This window comes from Imperialibacter sp. (assembly GCF_040222385.1).
Lineage (GTDB): Bacteria > Bacteroidota > Bacteroidia > Cytophagales > Cyclobacteriaceae > Imperialibacter.
The window spans coordinates 43,736-64,532 of record NZ_JAVKDF010000067.1 but is presented as its reverse complement, the minus strand read 5'-3'; the positions used below and the strand labels follow the sequence as shown (position 1 = coordinate 64,532).

The following is a 20,797-nucleotide window of genomic DNA, read 5'->3' as shown; positions in this document are numbered from 1 at the left end:
CAGGTGTTCTTCAGCCAGCTTGCTCGTATGCTTCTTTCAACCATCCTATGGTTTCAGCCGAGATTTCGCCAATAGACTCAAGCTTGATTCTGTGCGAACACATTGAATTCGCCGCCGTGATTTTCTCCAAAACGCTACTTGATTCGACTCCTTTTAAGTTGATCCCAATTTCGAAGCGGGCTTTTGTAGCCGGGGTCAGCATGGCAAACTGCTTTCTGCGCCGCAGGCTCACGTAGGCCTTTTTCGGCGCTACTTCCACATCGGTGCCAAATTTCTTTATTTCGGCTATCAGCTGATCGTAAATGGGCTTTAAAGCCTCTTTGCCTTTATATTGTTCTGTAATCAGGTCGGCGAGGTTGGCTGCCGAGCCTGCATCGGATCCCTTCGCCTTGTGAGCCACCAAATTGGCGTAGCCGTGTGTGAGGCCGTGCGTTTCCTTCAAAAGTTTTATTATTTCACCATGTTTCGAAAGGCCGGTGCTTTTAACTATTGCTACCCATTCATCCAGCGACTTTCCGGAGTTTTTCTCCAGGTTGTCAATCATAGTTTGCGCTGCCTGATCCATTGATATTTCGGGTTTGATACACTTCCAATATAAGAACGCTAAATAAAACATGATAGACTCCACAACCAAAGCTGTAAAAATGCCGCCTCAAACCTAATATTTGGTAGCTGGGCGTATCCAAAGTCAATAACAGCAGGTAACCGGGCTGACCTTAAGCCATACAAGATAGCCGTTTGTCAATCCTTTAGGTGGTTCTTGTAATTATCCAGCGTTACTCTGTTTGAATCGTATTAAATTAGATATCTTGGGCTTGACGAAATATTCTTTGGTATTAATAACACAATGCCATTGATCTTCGTTAGAGTATACAATTCGACGATGAAGTTGACAAGGACGCTATTTGTTGTTACACTTTGTTTCTGGGGGCTACTGTCTGCCAGTTGCATGTCGTTGCCTCAGCACCGAGGCCCCAAAGCCGACAATGCCACACATCTTAAAAGCCATATTCTCCACTCTTTCGATCTGCAAAGTGCACTTGCTGGAGAAGAAGTTGAAGATGATATCAGATCCAAAAATCATCCGACACAGGCAGTTGGCCTCGGCAGGTGCTTTGTTAATCTCAACGAATCGGCGTCGCTCGAAGAGCAAAGAAATCTCCCTTCTTCAAATGCCTTAAAGGTATTTTCGCTCTACCATCAGTTTTTCTAAAGTAACTTTTTGACACCGGCCTTCGGTTTGATCCTGCCCTGCGCTATTGGTGCCAGGGAGATAGTTTTTTACATCTAATCATTCTCAAAAAGTTATTGCAATGAAGACAATAGAAATATTGGTCGCTTTGACCATTTTACTCCCAATCGTACTTTTTTACATCAAGAAAAAACTTAATTCAAAAAAAACTCCACCTGATTATTTAAAAAAGATAAGCCAGGAAAACGAGTTAGATATTACCGATTTCGAGGACCTGCCCGGGAAGTTTCTGGTGATGGATACGCTGCATAAAAAACTCCTTTTCAGCAGGTATGCCAGCTCCAAAGTGCAGTCGCTGGTGATTGACCTCAGTCGCATACTAAGCTGCCGGATGGAAAAGGAAGTGATTATTACGTCGGGGCACGCCCACATAGAGAAGATAGGCCTGGTGTTTAAACACAAGTTCCACAAAGGTGAAGAAGATATTCACCTCCCTCTTTATGATAGCCATAGGGACGGGATAGATGAGGCCTTTCACTACTATGAAATAGCCAAAGGGTGGGCCAAAAGAGTGGAGCAAGGTCTCGACAAGCAAGTGCAAGTCAATTGAGTGATAGGTTAACGTACACCCTTTCGGAATTTTCGAAAGGGTGTATTTCTAGCTAGGTTTTCATCGTTAGCTCATCTATGATTACCTTTAAGTCATGAAAAATTTCCCCCGCTCAGTACCAGGACTTGCGGCTATATTATTGATTTTTGCATCAGCAGTTCTTTTGGAAGGTTGCAGGGCTTCCCAGTTTAAAACGCAGAAAGCCCGCACAATTAAAAAAGGAAAACCCATACCTTGCCCGCTCAAGGACTGCTAATGTTCAACACTAGAATTTGATGCAAAAAATAGTTATAGCTATCGATGGTTACTCAGGTTGCGGAAAAAGCACAACAGCACGAGCTGTAGCAGGTCTCTTGGGCTACATCTACATAGACACAGGCGCCATGTACAGATCGGTTACTTTGTATTTTATTGACAACCATGTTTCGCTTACCGACCCCAAAGCTGTGTCAAAGGCACTCGAACAAATTGATATAACATTTCATTACAATGCTGGCAAGAAGGTGAATGAAGTGTATTTGAATGGGTTGAATGTGGAAAAAGAAATTAGGGGCATGGAGGTATCACAAAGGGTAAGTGATGTAAGTGCCATTAAAGAGGTGAGGCAGGCTTTGGTTGCTCAGCAGCGAAAAATGGGCAAGTCCAAAGGAGTGGTGATGGATGGCAGGGATATTGGTACGGTGGTATTTCCTGATGCAGACCTTAAAATATTTATGACAGCCGACTTGTATGTGCGTGCTGAGAGGCGTCAGAAGGAGTTATTGGGCAAAGGCCAGCTTGTGGAGTTGGAAGAAGTGATTGAAAACCTGCGATCCCGAGACGAAATAGACACCTCCAGAAAAGAGAGTCCCTTAAAGAAGGCAGCAAATGCTATTGAAATTGACACCACACATATTACCTTTGAGGAACAAATAGAGCTCATTACCAACCTGGCCACGAGCAAATTAATTTCCGGAGTTGATCGAAACAAGAACTAAAAGCTTGTTTCAAAATTTTGAAATCGATCAACGAAGCAAGTAGGGCAGGAAAAAGCGTTATGAACATTACTATCGACAAAAATTCTGGGTATTGTTTCGGAGTTGAATTTGCCATTAAAATGGCAGAGGATGAAATGGAAGACAATGGCCAGTTATATTGCCTGGGCGACATCGTTCACAACGACATGGAAGTCAGGCGGCTTTACCAGAAAGGGCTCCGGATTATCAGTCGGGACGACCTAAAAAACCTCCGCAATACAAGGGTACTAATAAGAGCACATGGCGAGCCGCCAGAAACTTATCAATTGGCTCTTGAAAACAATATAGAACTGATTGATGCCTCTTGTCCCGTTGTGCTTAAACTCCAGAACAGAGTGAAACACGCCTACGACAGTATGAAAAAGGTAGAGGGCCAGATTGTCATTTATGGCAAAGAAGGTCATGCCGAAGTAATAGGGCTTGCCGGACAAACAAAGGAGGAGGCCGTCATTGTTATGACAGACGAGGACCTGGATAAGCTCGACTATTCGAGGCCAATCACCCTCTTTAGCCAAACTACCAAGTCTACAAAAGGCTTCTATCATATCAAAGCGCTCATAGAAGAGCGCATTCGTGAAAACAAGGGTGAGTTGCGGATTCAGGACTTCGATGCCAACGATAGCATTTGCCGTCAGGTGTCTAACAGAGAGCCTCAAATGAGGAAGTTTTCGGAGGATCAGGATGTGGTGCTGTTTGTTGCCGGAAAAAAGAGTTCAAATGGACGGGCATTGTATGAAGTATGCCTTTCTATCAATCCAAGAAGTTATTTCATTGAGAGCGAAGAGGAGCTGGACTTGAACTGGCTTGTCGATGCTGAAAATATAGGTATTTGTGGGGCTACGTCCACTCCCATGTGGTTAATGGAGCGGGTAGCAGAATTCATCAAGGAAAAAAGTCCTAGTGAACCAACAATTGCTTAAATGTGCTGTTTATGTAAGTGAAAATGAGGGTGGTAAAAAACCTTCGAACGAATAATTTCACTTACCTTTTAGTTGAGTTAAATTTTATTAATTTTGCCACGTTTTAAAGGATTTCGGTCTATTTTACCTATTGAAAATGTCTAAATTCGTAAAGCTCAAAAAAGGGTTTAATATCAATCTCGCAGGCAAGGCCGAGGAAAAAATTGGTGAAATTCAACAACCTGAGACTTTCGCAGTCAAACCAACCGACTTTCAGAGAATTACTCGCCCCAAACTACTGGTCGAAGAAGGAACCAGTGTGAAGGCTGGCACACCCCTGTTTTTCGACAGACTCCAGGAAAATGTAATGTACACTTCGCCCGTTAGCGGAGAGGTTGTAGAAATAAAGAGGGGTGAGAAGAGAAAGCTTCTTGAAATCAAGATTCTTGCAGACAAGAAAATAACACACGAACAGTTTACCAAGTTCACGGTGTCCGAAATGAGCTCTCTCACAAAGGAGAAAGCGACAGAGCTTTTGACTAAAAGTGGTGTTTGGCCAAATATTGTTCAGCGCCCTTTCGGCATCATAGCCGACCCGACCGTTACTCCCAAAGCCATATTTATTTCAGCGTTTGATACCAACCCCTTGTCTCCTGACTATGGTATCCTGTTCAAAGGACAAGATCAATTCTTTCAGGCGGGGATAGACGTTCTTAAGAAATTCACTTTAGGCATGGTGCATGTTAATATTAATGCCGATGCTGAGGTGCTTCCCATGTTCGCTCATGTGAAAGGGGCAGAAGTAAATAAGTTTTCAGGGCCGAATCCTGCCGGTAACGTGGGTATCCAAATTCACCACCTTGATCCGATTAATAAAGGAGATATAGTTTGGACTGTTTCACCTTATGGTGTGATTCAAATAGGGAAGCTGTTTCTGGAAGGGATATACGATGCTTCTAAAGTAATAACAGTTTGTGGGTCTGAGATAAGCAACCCGCAGTATTACAACACTTACTCTGGAGCCAATGTAGGCAGGTTCTTAGAAGGTAACCTTAAATCGGATCACGTTAGGGTGATTTCAGGGAATGTGCTTTCAGGCGAGGCTGTTGGTAAAGATGGTTTTCTGGGTTATTACGCTAATCAGGTAACAGTTATCCCGGAAGGAGATAAGGAGGAATTTTTGGGTTGGATACTGCCAACTTTCAATAAGCTGAGCTTTCAAAGAGCATTCGGTCTGTTTGCCAATACAAAAAGAGAGTTTGTATTAGATACGAATACGCACGGTGAGCAACGCTCATTCGTTCAATCTGGCAATCTTGAAAAGGTGTTGCCGATGGATATATATGTCACATACCTTATGAAAGCTATTTTGGCTGAGGACTATGATGACATGGAAGCTTTGGGTATTTACGAGGTTATCGAAGAAGATTTGGCACTTTGCGAATTCGTCGATGTTTCGAAAAATGATATCCAGAAAATACTCAGACAAGGACTTGACTTAATTCAATATAGCTAATCGTATTTATGAAGTTCTTACAAGATTTCTTCGATAAACTAAAGCCTTTTGTAGAGAAGGGTGGGAAGTATGAAAAGTATCATACGCTTTATGAAGGCCACAGAACTATTGTGTTTGCTCCAGACCTTACTACGGGAAAAAAAGGTTCTCAGGTAAAAGATGCTGTCGACCTGAAGCGAATGATGTTTACCGTTATCATCGCTATGATTCCGTGCTTGCTGTTTGGCATGTGGAACGTTGGTCATCAGCATTTTCTGGCAACTGGAGTGGAGGCTGAACTAATAGACAAGATATTGATCGGTGCTTTGAAAGTAGTTCCTATCATCATTGTTTCTTATGCAGTGGGCCTTGGTGTTGAATTTATTTTCTGTGTGATCAGGCAGCACCCTGTAAGTGAAGGGTTCCTTGTGTCTGGCTTACTAATTCCACTTGTCATGCCTGCGACTATTCCTTTATGGCAGGTGGCACTGGCTACTGTCTTTGCGGTAGTTATCGGAAAAGAAGCTTTTGGAGGCACCGGGATGAATATTCTTAACGTAGCCCTGGTAGCCAGAGCGTTTCTTTATTTCGCCTATCCCACTGCCATCAGCGGCGAAGTTTGGACATATCTTGGTGATGCTGCGCCAGTAGCAGCCTACTCAGGTGCCACACCTTTGGCAATTGCTGCCAGCACCGTGGGCAACCCGGGTGCTACCCCGGTGGTGGATTTGCTCAACGATTCATGGTCGGCGGGTATTTATGATTTCTGGAATATGTTCCTGGGTATCATGCCAGGCTCAATAGGTGAAACGTCTACTTTGATGTGCCTGATTGGGGCGGCCATTTTGGTTTTAACCGGAGTTGGTAGCTGGAAGATAATTGTGGCGGTTTTTGCCGGGGCTTACACAATGGGGCTCATATTCAACCTCGTTGGCCTTAATGAGTTTATGTTGATGCCGGCGCAGTACCACTGGGTAGTTGGAGGGTTGGCTTTCGGTGCTGTATTTATGGCCACTGACCCTGTTACAGCTTCTCAAACTGAAACTGGCAAATGGATTTATGGATTTCTGATTGGATTGTTAACGGTGTTGATCCGTGTGTTTAACCCGGCATATCCTGAAGGAATCATGTTGGCGATACTTCTTATGAACGTATTTGCGCCACTTATCGATTATTACGTAGTACAAGCAAACAAAAAACGGAGGCTACAACGTGCGACAGTCTAACGCTTATGTTCTTTTATTTTCGGGAGTGATGACCATCATACTCGGTGGGGCTTTATCACTTGCCTCGGTTGGTCTTAAGCCAGCCCAAACCAAGCAGATTGAGCTTGATACCAAGAAGAAAATTCTGGGTGCAGTGATGGATATTTCCAATCTCGAAACCGGGGAGGAAGTGTTGGCACTGTATGACAAGCGATTTAAATCGGTGGTTGTAGACATCAACGGTAACCCTGTTGAGAAGGACGCTAAGGGTAATCCTTTGATTGCTGAAAAAATCGATATTCAGAAGAACCATAAAGTAGACAAGGAAGTGAAAAACTATCCTGTCTTTATGTTTCTTGACGAAAATGACTCATCGAAAGTGATTGCTTACGTATTCCCTATGTTTGGTAGTGGCCTTTGGGACTGGATTTCAGGCTACATGGCACTTGATGGTGACCTTAACACTATCAAAGGAGTAGCATTTGATCATAAGTCGGAAACACCAGGGCTTGGCGCCAGAATCACAACCCCGGAGATTCAGGGACGCTACGTTGGAAAGGAAATATTTGAAAATGGCGATTTGGTGTCTGTTACTATGGTGAAGGGAGAAAGTGGCAAGCCACAGGATGCCCACCATGTAGATGGAATGTCGGGTGCAACACTAACAGGAAAAGGAGTGAATGCGATGCTCGAAAATTACCTTTCGTCTTACACTGCATTTATTAAAAAGCAAAAGTCAGCTAGCGGGCAATCTGCAATGGCTTTTTGATTAGAAGAGATTAATAAACACTAAAATCAGTTTGCGATGAGCACTGAAACGCTAGAAAAACCAGTAGTTAAAGAAGCGGAACCTTTATTTTCAAAGAGGCGGAAGAAGTTTGTTACTGATCCTCTGAACGACGATAATCCGGTTACTGTTCAGGTGTTGGGTATTTGCTCGGCATTGGCAGTGACGGTGAAAATGCAGCCTACTCTTGTGATGGCGATTGCCGTTACGCTTGTAATTGTATTTTCTAACCTTCTTATTTCGCTCATGCGTACCCTTATCCCCAACAGGGTGCGAATCATCGTGCAGCTAGCAGTAGTGGCAACGCTTGTTACATTGGTAAGTGAGGTGCTAAAGGCCTATGCTTTCGATATGTACAAGGTGTTGGGAGCTTACGTCGGCCTGATCATCACTAATTGTATTGTGATGGGCCGTCTTGAGGCGTTTGCCCTGGCTAACAAGCCTTATGATTCAATGCTTGACGGTTTGGGCAGTGGCTTGGGTTATTCATGGATTATCCTTGCCGTGGCTTTCTTTAGAGAGCTTTTTGGATCGGCTTCTATATTTGACTTCAAAGTATTTGCCGCCATGGGACTGGACTTTCCGACCAACGGATTGATGGTTGACCCAATCGGAGCATTTATGATACTTGGGTTGATCATTTGGGTACAAAGAACTAAAAACGGTTACGTAGAACACTAAGAACATGGATGCATTAAATATATTCATTAAGAGCGCATTTATCGACAACATGATATTTGCCTATTTTCTTGGCATGTGTTCATTCCTTGCCGTTTCCAAGAAAGTGAGTACGGCAATTGGTTTGGGTGCTGCAGTAATTTTCGTTTTGGGTATTACCGTGCCGATCAACTGGGTGATGCAAACTTTTATACTGAATGAAGGTGCACTTAGCTGGCTTGGGGCTAGTTTTGAAACGATAGACCTTAGCTTCCTTACCTTTATCATGTTTATTGCTATCATCGCTGCTATTGTGCAGTTGGTGGAAATGATCATTGAAAAAGCTTCTCCTGCGCTTTATGGCTCTTTGGGTATTTTCCTTCCTTTGATTGCTGTAAACTGCGCAATACTAGGTGCTTCTCTTTTCATGATTCAGAGAGACTACACCATCGTGGAGGCAACAGCTTACGGTCTTGGTTCAGGGGTGGGTTGGATGCTGGCCATCGTGGCACTAGCTGCAGTTAGGGAAAAGCTGAAATATTCCCATGTGCCAGATGGACTTAAAGGTCTTGGTCTTACTATGCTTATCACCGGATTGATGGGCATCGCATTTAAGTCATTTATTGGAATTGCTATTTGATTGCAGCAAAAACGTAACAAAACTTCTATAACACAGAGGGCTTTGCATTAACTTGCAAAGCCTTTTTTATTGCATATGAGTAGAGTAGTAAGTTATTTCTTAAAGGGATTGGTGTTTGTGGTGCCCCTTGCGCTCACCGTTTATGTGAGTGTGGGGGTGGTGCGATGGCTTGATGGGCTGATTCCAATCGACATTCCTGGCTTGGGCATCCTGGCGATACTAGCAGGTACGCTGCTGATAGGTTACCTGGCCACTTACTTTATCACTAAACCTTTTTTTGAGTATTTTGAGAAGATCCTGAAAAGGCTGCCGCTGGTCAATATGATCTATTCGTCGTTTAACGACCTGATGACGGCTTTTGTAGGTGACAAGAGAAAATTTGACAAAGCGGTAGTGGTCAATATGGATGCGCACGGCATACTTCAAAGAATTGGTTTTATAACTAATGAGGATCTTAAAGCAATCAATTTACCAGGGAAGGTGGCCGTATATTTTCCCATATCTTACAGCATTGCAGGCGACTTGTATATTGTGGACAGGGCGAATATCACACCGTTAGATATTCCTGCGATGGAGATCATGACCTTTCTCGTGTCAGGAGGAATGACTGACTCTTTCGGGAAATACAAAAAGAAATTTCGGGATACTACCAAAAAATGAAACAATTGCTTGTATTGATTCGTTGACCGACATACATTTGTGCCCATAATTACTAAACAGTTGTTTACAATACTTACATATTGTCCTTCAGTAAACAATTTTAGGCCAAGTACTCCGAGGCCATAGGCCTTGCTATACCCCAGTGGTACCTACGTGGTATCCTCTTCTCCCCCAGTCTGTTTTTTTCTTTTTTTCACAAAACTATTATCCGTAGGGTTTTTGTACAATGACACAATTTTCTGTCAGGGTAGCTACAGCTGCCGACGTTCCGTTTGTTGAAACAATCTGCCAGCAGATCGAGGAAAGTGCTCTTAAAAGGGGCACGGGTATAGCCAAGAGGTCTCCCGAATACATAGCTAAAAAGATGCTGGAAAATAAAGCAATTGTGGCCTTTACTAAAAGTGGGGACTGGGCTGGCTTTTGTTATATCGAAACCTGGAGCCACGGCAAGTTTGCTGCCAACTCCGGTCTTATCGTTCATCCGGATTTTCGCAAGGAGGGGCTCGCCAAGAGAATCAAAGAAAAGGCGTTCGATCATTCACGGAAAATGTTTCCGAATGCGAAGCTGTTTGGTTTAACCACCAGCTTGCCGGTGATGAAGATCAACTCCGATCTTGGATACGAACCCGTAGTCTATTCAGAACTTACCGAAGACGAGGATTTTTGGAAGGGATGTGCTAGCTGCGTGAATTACAGCATTCTGATGAGTAAGAACAGAACCAACTGTATTTGCACGGCTATGCTTTTCGACCCAAAAGAGCAGTCAGAGAAAAGGTGGAATTTCATTAAGAAATCAAAGGTTTATGAGCGGTTGGTAAGGCTCAAGCGGGCAGCTTTTCTTAAATTCACGGGTAAGAAAACTGCTGAGCGGGTAAGCTTACAAAGAGCTTAGAAAATCATCGGGTAGCATCGTACAAAATATTAGTAATGAAGAAGAAAGTCTTATTGGCCTATAGTGGAGGGCTTGATACCTCCTATTGTTTGATCTATTTGCAGTCGTTGGGTTACGAGGTGCACACCGCTCTAGCTGACACGGGAGGATTTACCAAAGAGGAGTTGGATGTATTGGCAACAAAGGCCAACAAACTTGGAGCGGCCAGCCATCAGGTGCTCAATATTGTAGAAGAATATTATCAGGAAGGCATCAGGTTTTTGTTGTATGGCAACGTGCTGAAAAACCAGGCTTACCCGTTGTCTGTAAGTGCTGAGCGGGTTTTCCAGGCCAGGGCCATAGCAAGGCTTGCTAATCAACTGAATGTGGATGCGATTGCTCATGGTTCTACCGGCGCTGGCAACGACCAGGTTCGCTTCGACCTTGTTTTTCAGGCGCTTTGCCCGGGCAAGGAGATCATAGCACCGATAAGGGAGAAAAAACTTAGCCGGGAGGAAGAAATCCAATTCCTGAAAGACCACAAGGTAGAGATGAACTTTGATAAGGCCCTTTACTCAGTAAATCAGGGGCTTTGGGGTACGTCGGTAGGAGGAAAGGAAACGCTTGGCTCTAACGGCTTTTTGCCCGAGGAAGCTTTCCCCAGTAAGGTTACTGAGTCGGCGTCAAAGTCCATTGTCATCGAATTTGAGAAGGGGCAGCCAGTTGGATTGGATGGAAAGAAAATGAAGCCCGTGGAAGTGATCAAGGCGCTCAATGCGCTGGGTGGCAGCTACGGTATAGGAAGAGATATTCACGTGGGCGATACAATACTGGGCATTAAGGGAAGGGTTGGTTTTGAAGCACCGGCACCTGCCATTCTCATCAAAGCCCATCAGGGACTTGAGAAGCATGTGTTGAGTAAATTTCAGCTTCAGATCAAGGAGCAGCAGTCTCTCTGGTACGGGCAGTTGATGCATGAAGGCCTTTGGCTGGATCCGGCTTGCCGCAATTTGGAGGCCTTCCTGGAAAGCTCACAGGCAAGGGTAACGGGTAAAGTCTTTGTGGTGCTGGCTCCTTATCGTTTTCAGGTGCATGGTATCGAGTCGAAGTTTGACTTAATGAATAACCTGTTTGGTAAATATGGAGAAATGAACAGTCTTTGGTCGGCCGACGATGCGAAGGGCTTCGCCAAGATATTTGGAGTGCAACAAATGATCATTCAAAAAGTAGGGGAGCATGCCGGAGAGTAAAGAATTGAAGATAACTGTAGGCATATGGGGTGCGGCGGGCTATACTGCCGGGGAGCTTGTTCGGATACTCCTTAATCATCCCAAAGTGGCGCTGAGCCATTTAGTGAGTGAAAGTCAGGCTGGTTCGCCTATTACGAGTATTCACACCGATTTGTTTGGCGAGACCGACCTGTTGTTTGCTGAGAAGTTTGATGCCTGGCCGGATGTTGTTTTCCTGTGCAAGGGGCATGGCGCTTCGGTCGGTTTTCTAAAAGAGCAGGCCATCCCTGAGTCAACTAAGGTGATAGACCTCAGTCATGACTTCCGGTTATCGTCCAATCCTTTGGGGTTTGTGTATGGACTTCCTGAGCTCAATGCCGATAAGGTGAAGAAAGCAAGACTGATTGCCAATCCGGGTTGTTTCGCTACGGCAATGGAATTGGCTCTGCTGCCAGCTGCTTCTGCCGGGCTTCTTAAGGGTGAAATACACATTTCGGGGATCACAGGGTCTACAGGAGCAGGCCAGTCGCTTAGCCCTACCAGCCATTTTACCTGGAGAGAAGGTAACATGTCTGCCTACAAAGTGATGGAGCACCAGCACCTGGCAGAAGTGGCTGAAACACTTTCTTTTGCCTCGCTGGCGGAGGTTCCACCTATCAATTTTATTCCTTACCGGGGCAACTACACCAGAGGGATTATCACCACGGCTTATTTCGACTATGCTGGTGATGAGGCAAAACTGGTAAAGCAGTACACTGATTTTTACAAGAAAACGCCCTTCACACATGTCTCCTCTGTGAATCCCGATTTGAAGATGGTAGTAAACACCAACAAGTGTGTGGTTTACCCAAAAAAGGCGGGCAGCAAAGCAGTGGTTATTTCTGTGATCGATAACCTGCTGAAAGGTGCGTCGGGTCAAGCGGTTCAAAACATGAATCTTGCTATGGGTTGGGACGAGAGGACCGGCCTCCAGTTGAAGGGAGTGGCTTTCTAGCAAAATAAAAAGCCTTGCAACTTCCCAAAAGTTTGCAAACTTTCGTGACTCATAGTAAACCTACCTAAGCAATGAACAATTTCTTATCCTTAGACGACGTAAGTGACCCGATGGCTTTTGCGAGAGAAGCGATCGAATTGAAGAAGAATCCATTGGCTGATATGCACCTTGGAAGGGGGAAAATGCTGGGGATGGTTTTTTTTAACTCCAGTTTAAGGACAAGAATGAGTGTGCAAAAGGCCGCTTTTAATCTTGGTATTCAAACCATGGTGCTCAACGTGGGGGGCGACTTGTGGACACTCGAAACCCAGGATGGAGCCGTAATGAACGGAAAGGCTGCTGAGCATATCAAAGAAGCTGTGCCGGTAATGGCCAATTATTGTGATATGTTGGCCGTCAGGTGTTTTCCGGGGCTAGAGAACAGAGATGATGATTCCGAAGAAAAAATATTAACTGCTTTCGCTACCAAGTCGGGGAAGCCTGTGGTTAACATGGAATCGGCTACGTTGCACCCACTGCAATCGCTGGCTGACTTGATTACTATACTCGAGCATCAACCAAAGCCGAGGCCAAAGGTTGTGCTTTCGTGGGCACCACACATCAAACCCCTTCCCCATTGCGTTTCCAATTCGTTTTCTCAATGGATGAATAAAGCGGATGTTGAGTTCGTGATTACCCACCCCAAAGGACTTGAGCTTGGGACGAAGTATACTAAAGGTGCGGTAATAGAGCATGACCAAAAGAAGGCGTTTGAAGGGGCAGATTTTATTTATGCTAAAAATTGGTCATCCTATAACGACTATGGCAAATTCATGGATGCACCGGAATGGATCATTGATGCTGAGAAGATGGGGTGGACAAATAAGGCCAGGTTTATGCACTGCCTACCCGTTCGCCGCAATGTAGAAGTGGCCGATGACGTATTGGATGGGCCACATAGTATAGTGGTGAAACAGGCAGCCAACCGGGAATTTGCTACGCAACGAGTTTTGAAGGAACTATTGAAAGAGTTAAAGCATTGATTGTTATTCAATGTATCATTTTCATTTTAATGAAAATGATACTTTTTTAACCTTTTAGGTAATAATTTATCAATATCAGATGTTTTAGGTCTAACCAATTTGCAAAAGTCTAGACTCGTTGGATTTATATTTGGGATTTTTGCATTTAGTAGGTTGAAAATTTCATTTTATACCGATCCGGCGATATTTTTGATATATAACAATGCTCTATTGAAGATCAACACCCACGATCGAAAAAGTAGTTAGGTAGTATATAGTACAGTATAATCCTCTTATCAGATTGGTGATTTAGTGAGCCTAAGCAGTGCACGCTTTTCAGTAGCTCCTGGATCAGGCTCAACACCCGAGCTTTAATACGCAGACATTTTAGCAGCACCCCTCGATCTCACGCCGCATTTGCGGTTCGTGCTTGAATTCTATTGATCTATCTGTAACGAAAACTGTAATCTATGAAAAACAATTCTACGACGTTGATGTTGGCAAGAAGTTTTCTGCTAATGTTATTCATTAAATGCATCTCTGTTTTTCCTGCAAGTGCTCAGGAACGCATTATCAGAGGCAAAGTGACTTCAGAAGAAGACAAGAGCGGTATTCCAGGAGTAAATATTGTGGTCAAAGGAGCTACGACTGGCACCATTTCCGACGGCGATGGCAATTACTCCCTTGGAGTGCCAGCGAACGCTGAAACCCTTGTTTTTTCTTTTATTGGACTTGAAACCCAGGAGGTGGCTATCGGCTCGCAGTCGGTTATCGACTTAGCGATGAGCTCAGATGTAAAGCAGCTTACGGAGGTAGTTGTAACTGCCTTTGGTATGGAGCGTAACAAAGCAGCGCTGGGCTATTCTATACAAAGTGTGGGAGGAGATATTGTTAGCAAAGTACCCAACCAAAACATTGTGAATAACCTCTCGGGCAGGGTGGCTGGCTTGCAAGTGTCGGGCAATAGCGTGCCTGGAGGCAGTCCGGAGTTTATCATTCGTGGCTTTTCCTCGGTAAGCGGTAACAACCAACCGTTAGTTGTCATCGATGGCGTGCCCATTCAACAAACGTCGAATAGTACGTCGACGGAAAGAACTAATAACCAAAGATTTGGAGGCGGTCTTTCGGAAATTGACCCGAACAACATTGCCGAGATCAGCCTTTTGAAGGGGCCAAATGCAGCGGCGCTTTATGGGTCAAGAGCTGCCAATGGGGTTATCCTTGTTACGACCAAGAGCGGGAAGAACAACAAGGGTATTGGTGTTGATGCCAATTTCAGCACCACCTTTGAGAATCCATTGGTTAAACCCAAGTTCCAGAACACCTACGGTGGAGGCTTCGGATACAGATCGTGGTATGCCGACGGGTGGAGCGGTACTGTGGATGGCTTCAAGGGCACCCGTGGTACGGATGAAAGCTGGGGTGCGCCTTTGGACGGCAGACTTGTTCGGCAGTGGTGGACGGGTACAGAAACTGCTCCACTTGTAGCGCAGCCAGACAACTGGGAACAGTGGTGGGAAACCGGCAGAACTACGGTTAGCACAGTGGCTATTTCTGGTGGAAATGATAATGGCAACTTTCGCCTGGCAATTGGCCGCACTGATCAGGATGGAATTGTTCACAACAACAACTTTTGGCGAAACAACTTCAGGCTGAATTCAACCTATAAGTTCACTGATAAACTGTCGATCACAACGATTGGCGAGTATATTAAATCAGGATCTGATAACAGGAACTTCCTGAGTAATCAAACTTTCATTTGGCACCATAGGGATGTTGACTATGATAAGCTTCGCAATTATAAGGACTATGAAGATGTGCATATCCAGAGAGCGGGCAATACCGAGCCACCTAACTGGCAGCACACCTATTTCACCAATCCTTACTTCATCGAAGAGGTGCTTGTGCGGCCCAATGAAAAAGACAGGTTTCTTGGCAATGTTGCATTGAACTATGAGTTCAACGAGTGGCTGAGTTTGATGGTACGGTCAGGGACGGATGTTTGGACTGATACCAGACTGAACATTATTGCCTATGAAAGAACGAGGAACTCGTTTGGAAGAGGCTCTTATAGTGAAGAGGTACTTAGGAGGCAAGAAACCAACTCTGACTTCATCTTTACCTTGAACAAAGATTTGACCCCTGATCTGAAATTGACAGCACAAGCAGGAGGAGTTTCAAGAGTCAACTATTATAAGCGCAACTACTCAGAAGTTCAGCAGCTTACCATTGACGAGGTGTACAACCTTGGAAATAACGCCTCTCCCAATATCGATGCCAGTACGGTAGAGGAATCGCAGGTAAATAGCTTGTTCGGTTCGTTTCAGGTTGGATACAACAACTACCTGTTTCTTGATGTAACAGGCAGAAATGATTGGTCAAGCACCTTGCCAGCCTCTAATAATTCCTTCTTTTACCCTTCTGTATCATTGAGTGGTGTAGTTACTGAGATGCTGGGGATAAAGAACTCAGTACTTTCATTTGGAAAAGTAAGAGCCAGCTGGGCGCAGGTGGGCAACGACGCCGACCCGTATTTACTGCAGCAGGTGTTTAGTCCTACAGGCCTGTGGGATGGAGCTATCCCGAAATTTGCCGAAAGCAAGGAGATTGCCAACTCTAGCCTCAAGCCAGAAATTACCACGGGAATTGAGCTAGGTGCCGATTTGCGCTTTCTTTCCGGCAGGATTGGTCTGGATTTGACCTATTATAATCAAACCACCCGGGATCAGATTCTTGGTGTAGATATTTCAAGAGCTTCGGGATATACCCGCAGAGTTTTGAATGCAGGAGAGATTCAAAACAAAGGTGTGGAGATCCAACTCAACGGAACACTGGTGCAAATTGCCAACAGCCTGAGATGGGATATAGGGGTTAACTTTTCAAAAAACAGAAACGAAGTCGTTGCTCTGGCCGATGGGCTTACCTCTCTGACTTTGTGGTCTGAAAGAGGCGCTTCACTGGAGGCACGTGTCGGCGAGCCTTATGGCAACCTTTATGGTAACAAATTTGCCAGGGCTGATGACGGGCAGTTGCTTTATAAAAATGGCTACCCTTATAACCTCGCCGGACAGCATGTGATAGGCAATATTACGCCTGATTGGCTGGCTGGAGTGTCTAATACATTTAGTTACAAGGGAGTTGCCCTTAGTGTGCTTTTTGACATGAAGAAAGGTGGGGCACTTTACGACATGGGAGTAAGCTTGCAAAGAGTGACTGGTGTGCTGGAAGAAACCGGAGTTGGTCGTGAGGAAGGAGTGATTGGCGCAGGTGTCAAAAATATGGGAACTGAGGAAAGCCCACAGTATGTCACCAACGATGTGGTGGTTCCTGCTCGTAACTTCTACGGGTACTACAGCGGTCGCCAGTACCATGAGGCCGCCGTTTTTGATGGTACTTATGTAAAGCTTAGAGAGGCATCTTTGTCCTATACCCTGCCTGCAAAATGGATGAGCAATAATTTCCTTCAGTCAGTTTCTGTGTCTGTGGTAGGCCGCAATCTTGCTATCCTTTTCAAAAACACGGTTCATGCTGATCCCGAAATTAGCAGTGCAAGCCTGGGCTACAGCTACGGTCAGCTGCCCAGCACAAGGAGCATGGGTTTCAGCGTAAATGTTAAATTCTAAATAGCCATACAATGAAGAAATATATATCAATTACACTGAGTGTTGTGGTGCTGATACTGGCTTCATGCACAGGAGATTTTGAAGAGTTGAACACAAATCCCAACCGGCCTGTAAGCGTAGGTGCGCAGTTTTTGTTACCACAGGCATTGCAAACTACCATCGATAACTACTGGGGAAATAAGACCAGAAACCAAAGGCTCAACTTTGACCATGCGATGTCGTGGGTAGGATACATTTCCAGAAATATCTATGAGAATGAAGGAGACAATTACAATGTGCAACCCTCTGTTAACATCTCTAACTGGGAGGTTTTCTATACGGATGGACTTATCAATTTTCAGAAGATTGTTGAAATAGCAGGCCCTGATGGCGATAAGTACAATCCCAACTACATGGGAATTGGGATTGGTATGAAGGCGTGGATATTTTCTATGTTAACGGATGTATGGGGAGCCATTCCCTATTCCGAGGCAGCCAGAGGTACAGACGCAGAGGCGATTTTCTCTCCGGCCTACGACTCGCAGGAAACTGTGTACGCTGGCATTATTGCTGACCTTGAGGAAGCGAATAGCCTCCTTGACGCTTCAGGGCCAAGCGTTTCCGGAGATATTCTTTTCAATGGAAATGTAGTGATGTGGAAGAAGTTCTTCAATTCGCTCCGCTTTCGACTGTTGAACAGACAAGCGCATATTGTGGCAGGTTCGGGGCCGATAATGCAAGCGATGCTTGATGATCCGGCCACCTATCCGATGATGGAAAGCAATGCTGATATGGCTGCCTTGACTTACGGATCACGTCCGACCAACAACCCCTGGCATGATATCCTCATCCTTCAGGGCAGAACCGACTGGAATATGAGCAGCACACTTGTTGACAAAATGAGCGAAATGGGAGACACAAGGCTGTCAGTTTTTGCGACGCCGGGAGAGTTTGCTGAGGGTGAGATTTTGGGAACGCCCAATGGGCTGCCGGGTTCTGTTGGCTCAAATTACCTGGGCTATAGTGCCATCATTAATCCAGATAATTTTGCTCAGGAAACGTCATCGGTTATCCTTATGAGCTATACCGAACTGCTGTTTTTGAAAGCAGAAGCCGCTTTGGAAGGAGATATCACGGGAGACCCTCAGGTGTATTTTGACCAGGCCGTTCAAGCTTCATTTGACCAATATGATGCAACTATGCCGACGGGATTTGTTGCGTCTTTAGGCCCTGTTTCAAAGGAAAATATTATCACTCAAAAGTGGGTGGCACTATTTGGGCAGGGGATAGAGGCATGGACTGAGCTGAGACGCACCGGTTTTCCAGTGCTTCCTGCGGCCGATCCAAGGGCTTTGTTTCAAAACGACGGTGTGCTTCCTACCAGGTTAGTGTATCCTTCCACTGAGTACTCATTAAATGGGACAAATGTTGAAGCTGGCGCAGCACTCAATGGCGGCCCAGACGACATGAAGACAGCTCTCTGGTGGGTAGAATAATCTGACGTGAAAAAATGATGTTAACTAAATCAAGCGTAGAAAAGATGAAAAATATATATATAGTTGCTCAAATCTTTGTGGTGGCACTTGTTTTTGCAGCCTGTGAAAAAGAGGATGAACTCATTTTGCCAAGGGTAGCGTCGCCAGTGCTGCTGGTGACCGAGGACGGAACGGACAATGTGATGGCGTATTTTTATGAGCTTGACAAGTCCGGTATTTTGAATCAGTCAGTTGGGATTGATACAATTCCGGTAGCCGGGTTGTCGATCGAAGTTTTCGCTGCCGGAGTAGCTTTGGGGAACTTTGAAACGGGAACTGACGGAGCCATTTCGATTGACTTTACAGATACTAAGCCAAATGAATACGCTGGAGAATATAAAGGAATCGCCTTTAGAATCTTCAAATAGCAAAAAAAGAAACTTGTAAACTTTAGCATCCGGGAACCCATGAGTGAAACCTCATGGGTTTTTTTCTGTTTTATTCCTTTTACTACATATAGAAGTATATTTTTGAGGCTGCATTCGAAAGATGATTTTGTAGAGGCCTAAAGAGTAATGAAGAATTTAACGGTAGTGAAAGTTGGTGGTGGGGTGCTGGAAAATGAGGAGTCTTCCAGTCAATTTCTTAAAGCATTTACAGCGCTGGAGGGAAATAAACTGTTGGTACACGGTGGAGGAAGGCTAGCCGACCAGTACCTTCTTAAGCTTGGCCTCAAGCCAAACATGGTGAATGGCAGGCGGGTAACTGATAAAGACACACTTGAAGTGGTGACTATGGTGTATGGTGGCCTGGTGAACAAACAGTTAGTCGCAAACCTGCAAAGCCGCAAGGTGAACGCCATTGGATTGACGGGTGCCGATGGCAACCTGATAGTGAGCGTAAAGCGTCCTTCTGATGATGGAGTTGACTGGGGTTATGTGGGCGATCCTGTCGAGGTAAATGCCGATACCCTGAATGATCTCGTTGAGCAAGGAACGGTTCCGGTGATTGCGCCGCTCACCCACGACGGGAAAGGGACATTGCTTAACACCAACGCCGACACGATGGCAACGGTGGTGTCGGTGGCTTTGGCCCGGCACTATGAAGTGACCCTCATCTTTGCCTTTGATAAGGCCGGAGTGCTCACCGATGTGGATGACGACAATTCTTTGGTTGAAGAGATAGATGAAGCGGGCTTTGCTGAAATGAAAGCCTCCGGACAAATACATTCGGGAATGATACCCAAGCTCGAAAGCGCTTTCGAAGCCCTGAATGAAGGAATAAGGAAAATACGAATTGTGGGCTTCGCTAATATTTCAAATGAAAAGGCGGGCACAACGCTCCAGCTAGAAAAATAGAATACATGACAGTAAAAGAGTTGACCGAAGGGTCAGTCCAGCTATTGAAAGACCTCATTGCTATCCAGTCTTTTAGCAGGGAGGAAGACCGGACCGGTGATGCTATCCAGATTTTTTTTGAGGAGCATGGAGTACCCGTGCAAAGGGTGCAGAATAATATCGTTGTAAAGAACAAGCATTTTGAGCCTGGCAAACCTGCGATCTTGCTCAACTCTCACCATGATACCGTCAAACCCAACAAGGGGTATACCAGGGATCCTTTCCTTCCTCATGTGGAAGAAGGGAAACTATTTGGGCTGGGTAGCAACGACGCTGGCGGGCCTTTGGTCTCGCTCATTGCCACTTTTCTGCATTTCTACTACAAAACTGATTTATCCTACAATGTTTATCTGGTAGCATCTGCAGAAGAAGAAGTGTCGGGCAAGGAAGGGATAGAAATTGCCTTGCCGGTGCTGGAAAATGTGGAAGTAGGGGTAGTGGGTGAGCCCACGGGCATGAATATGGCAGTGGCCGAAAAGGGATTGATGGTGCTTGACTGCGAGGCCACAGGTGTAGCCGGCCATGCAGCAAGAGACATTGGAGAAAATGCTATTTACAAGGCGATAAAAGATATTGACTGGATCAGAGCTCAGAAGCTGCCCAAGACTTCGCAGTGGCTGGGGCCAGTGAAGATGTCGGTGACCGTGATCAACGCCGGGTCGCAGCATAACGTGATTCCAGACTCGTGCAAGTTTGTGGTGGACGTGAGGGTCAACGATTGCTATACTTTGCCTGAGATAGTCGACTTTATAAAGAAGGGTGTTGGTTCGGAAGTGGTTCCCAGGTCGATGAGAATGAACCCATCGACTATTCCCGTTGAGCACCCACTTGTTTTGGCCGCTAAAAACCAAAACATCCATTTATTTGGCTCTGATACCACGTCAGATCAGGCGCTCATGCCATTTAGTACCGTAAAAATGGGGCCTGGACTGTCAGAGCGTTCTCATACTGCCGATGAGTTTATCTACCTTTCAGAAATAGAAGAGGGGATAAAAATATACATTCGTCTTCTGGAAGAAGTGTTAACCAAACCAACGCCTGCTTGACCAGGTGTTTTATCGTACGAA

20 protein-coding genes are annotated in these 20,797 nt (G+C 45.2%); 19 read left to right on the top strand and 1 reads right to left on the bottom strand.

Annotated elements, in window-relative coordinates:
• Nucleotides 1-10: 10 nt before the first annotated feature.
• Nucleotides 11-565, bottom strand: coding sequence for a DUF4287 domain-containing protein (locus RIG68_RS28755; protein WP_350130482.1), 555 nt, complete (start codon nt 563-565; stop codon nt 11-13).
• 318 nt (nt 566-883) lie between these two features.
• Between RIG68_RS28755 and RIG68_RS28750 the strand changes: the two genes are divergently transcribed.
• From RIG68_RS28750 to RIG68_RS28660, 19 genes are all read left to right on the top strand, one after another.
• The gene (locus RIG68_RS28750; RefSeq protein ID WP_350130481.1) at nt 884-1,213 is read left to right on the top strand and encodes a hypothetical protein; all 330 of its coding nucleotides are present in this window, start codon (nt 884-886) and stop codon (nt 1,211-1,213) included.
• 100 nt (nt 1,214-1,313) lie between these two features.
• Complete coding sequence (locus tag RIG68_RS28745) at nt 1,314-1,802, top strand: hypothetical protein (protein WP_350130479.1); 489 nt, start codon at nt 1,314-1,316, stop codon at nt 1,800-1,802.
• A 275-nt stretch (nt 1,803-2,077) separates the two neighbouring features.
• On the top strand, nt 2,078-2,779 hold the full coding sequence (cmk, locus tag RIG68_RS28740; protein ID WP_350130477.1) for a (d)CMP kinase: 702 nt from the start codon (nt 2,078-2,080) through the stop codon (nt 2,777-2,779).
• A 59-nt stretch (nt 2,780-2,838) separates the two neighbouring features.
• The gene (locus RIG68_RS28735; protein WP_350130507.1) at nt 2,839-3,738 is read left to right on the top strand and encodes a 4-hydroxy-3-methylbut-2-enyl diphosphate reductase; all 900 of its coding nucleotides are present in this window, start codon (nt 2,839-2,841) and stop codon (nt 3,736-3,738) included.
• A gap of 136 nt (nt 3,739-3,874) precedes the next feature.
• The gene (locus RIG68_RS28730; RefSeq protein WP_350130475.1) at nt 3,875-5,233 is read left to right on the top strand and encodes a Na(+)-translocating NADH-quinone reductase subunit A; all 1,359 of its coding nucleotides are present in this window, start codon (nt 3,875-3,877) and stop codon (nt 5,231-5,233) included.
• A gap of 8 nt (nt 5,234-5,241) precedes the next feature.
• A complete protein-coding gene (locus tag RIG68_RS28725) occupies nt 5,242-6,438 on the top strand; it encodes an NADH:ubiquinone reductase (Na(+)-transporting) subunit B (protein ID WP_350130473.1) in 1,197 nt (398 codons plus the stop codon).
• A gap of 28 nt (nt 6,439-6,466) precedes the next feature.
• Entirely contained in the window at nt 6,467-7,186 is a 720-nt protein-coding gene (gene nqrC / locus RIG68_RS28720; protein ID WP_350091479.1) for an NADH:ubiquinone reductase (Na(+)-transporting) subunit C, read from the top strand.
• Nucleotides 7,187-7,222: 36 nt separating this feature from the next.
• Complete coding sequence (locus tag RIG68_RS28715) at nt 7,223-7,885, top strand: NADH:ubiquinone reductase (Na(+)-transporting) subunit D (protein WP_152000432.1); 663 nt, start codon at nt 7,223-7,225, stop codon at nt 7,883-7,885.
• Between the two features lie 4 nt (nt 7,886-7,889).
• Nucleotides 7,890-8,501 (top strand): NADH:ubiquinone reductase (Na(+)-transporting) subunit E, encoded by a 612-nt coding sequence (nqrE, locus tag RIG68_RS28710; protein WP_350130471.1) that lies wholly within the window; start codon nt 7,890-7,892, stop codon nt 8,499-8,501.
• Nucleotides 8,502-8,576: 75 nt separating this feature from the next.
• Complete coding sequence (locus tag RIG68_RS28705; RefSeq protein WP_350130469.1) at nt 8,577-9,161, top strand: DUF502 domain-containing protein; 585 nt, start codon at nt 8,577-8,579, stop codon at nt 9,159-9,161.
• Nucleotides 9,162-9,387: 226 nt separating this feature from the next.
• Nucleotides 9,388-10,053 carry a GNAT family N-acetyltransferase gene (locus RIG68_RS28700; RefSeq protein WP_350130467.1) on the top strand — a complete coding sequence of 222 codons (666 nt, stop codon included), beginning with the start codon at nt 9,388-9,390 and terminating at the stop codon, nt 10,051-10,053.
• A 35-nt stretch (nt 10,054-10,088) separates the two neighbouring features.
• Complete coding sequence (argG, locus tag RIG68_RS28695; RefSeq protein WP_350130465.1) at nt 10,089-11,282, top strand: argininosuccinate synthase; 1,194 nt, start codon at nt 10,089-10,091, stop codon at nt 11,280-11,282.
• A complete protein-coding gene (gene argC / locus RIG68_RS28690) occupies nt 11,269-12,255 on the top strand; it encodes an N-acetyl-gamma-glutamyl-phosphate reductase (protein ID WP_350130463.1) in 987 nt (328 codons plus the stop codon). The genes argG and argC overlap by 14 nt, the downstream gene beginning before the upstream one ends.
• Before the next feature lie 71 nt (nt 12,256-12,326).
• Nucleotides 12,327-13,277 carry an N-acetylornithine carbamoyltransferase gene (locus RIG68_RS28685; protein ID WP_350130461.1) on the top strand — a complete coding sequence of 317 codons (951 nt, stop codon included), beginning with the start codon at nt 12,327-12,329 and terminating at the stop codon, nt 13,275-13,277.
• 449 nt (nt 13,278-13,726) lie between these two features.
• Complete coding sequence (locus tag RIG68_RS28680) at nt 13,727-16,879, top strand: SusC/RagA family TonB-linked outer membrane protein (RefSeq protein WP_350130459.1); 3,153 nt, start codon at nt 13,727-13,729, stop codon at nt 16,877-16,879.
• 11 nt (nt 16,880-16,890) lie between these two features.
• Nucleotides 16,891-18,354, top strand: a complete 1,464-nt coding sequence (locus RIG68_RS28675; protein ID WP_350130457.1) for a SusD/RagB family nutrient-binding outer membrane lipoprotein — start codon at nt 16,891-16,893, stop codon at nt 18,352-18,354.
• Between the two features lie 44 nt (nt 18,355-18,398).
• The gene (locus RIG68_RS28670; RefSeq protein ID WP_350130455.1) at nt 18,399-18,761 is read left to right on the top strand and encodes a hypothetical protein; all 363 of its coding nucleotides are present in this window, start codon (nt 18,399-18,401) and stop codon (nt 18,759-18,761) included.
• 147 nt (nt 18,762-18,908) lie between these two features.
• Entirely contained in the window at nt 18,909-19,691 is a 783-nt protein-coding gene (gene argB, locus RIG68_RS28665; RefSeq protein WP_350130453.1) for an acetylglutamate kinase, read from the top strand.
• A gap of 5 nt (nt 19,692-19,696) precedes the next feature.
• Entirely contained in the window at nt 19,697-20,776 is a 1,080-nt protein-coding gene (locus tag RIG68_RS28660) for a M20 family metallo-hydrolase (protein WP_350130451.1), read from the top strand.
• Nucleotides 20,777-20,797 lie beyond the last annotated feature (21 nt).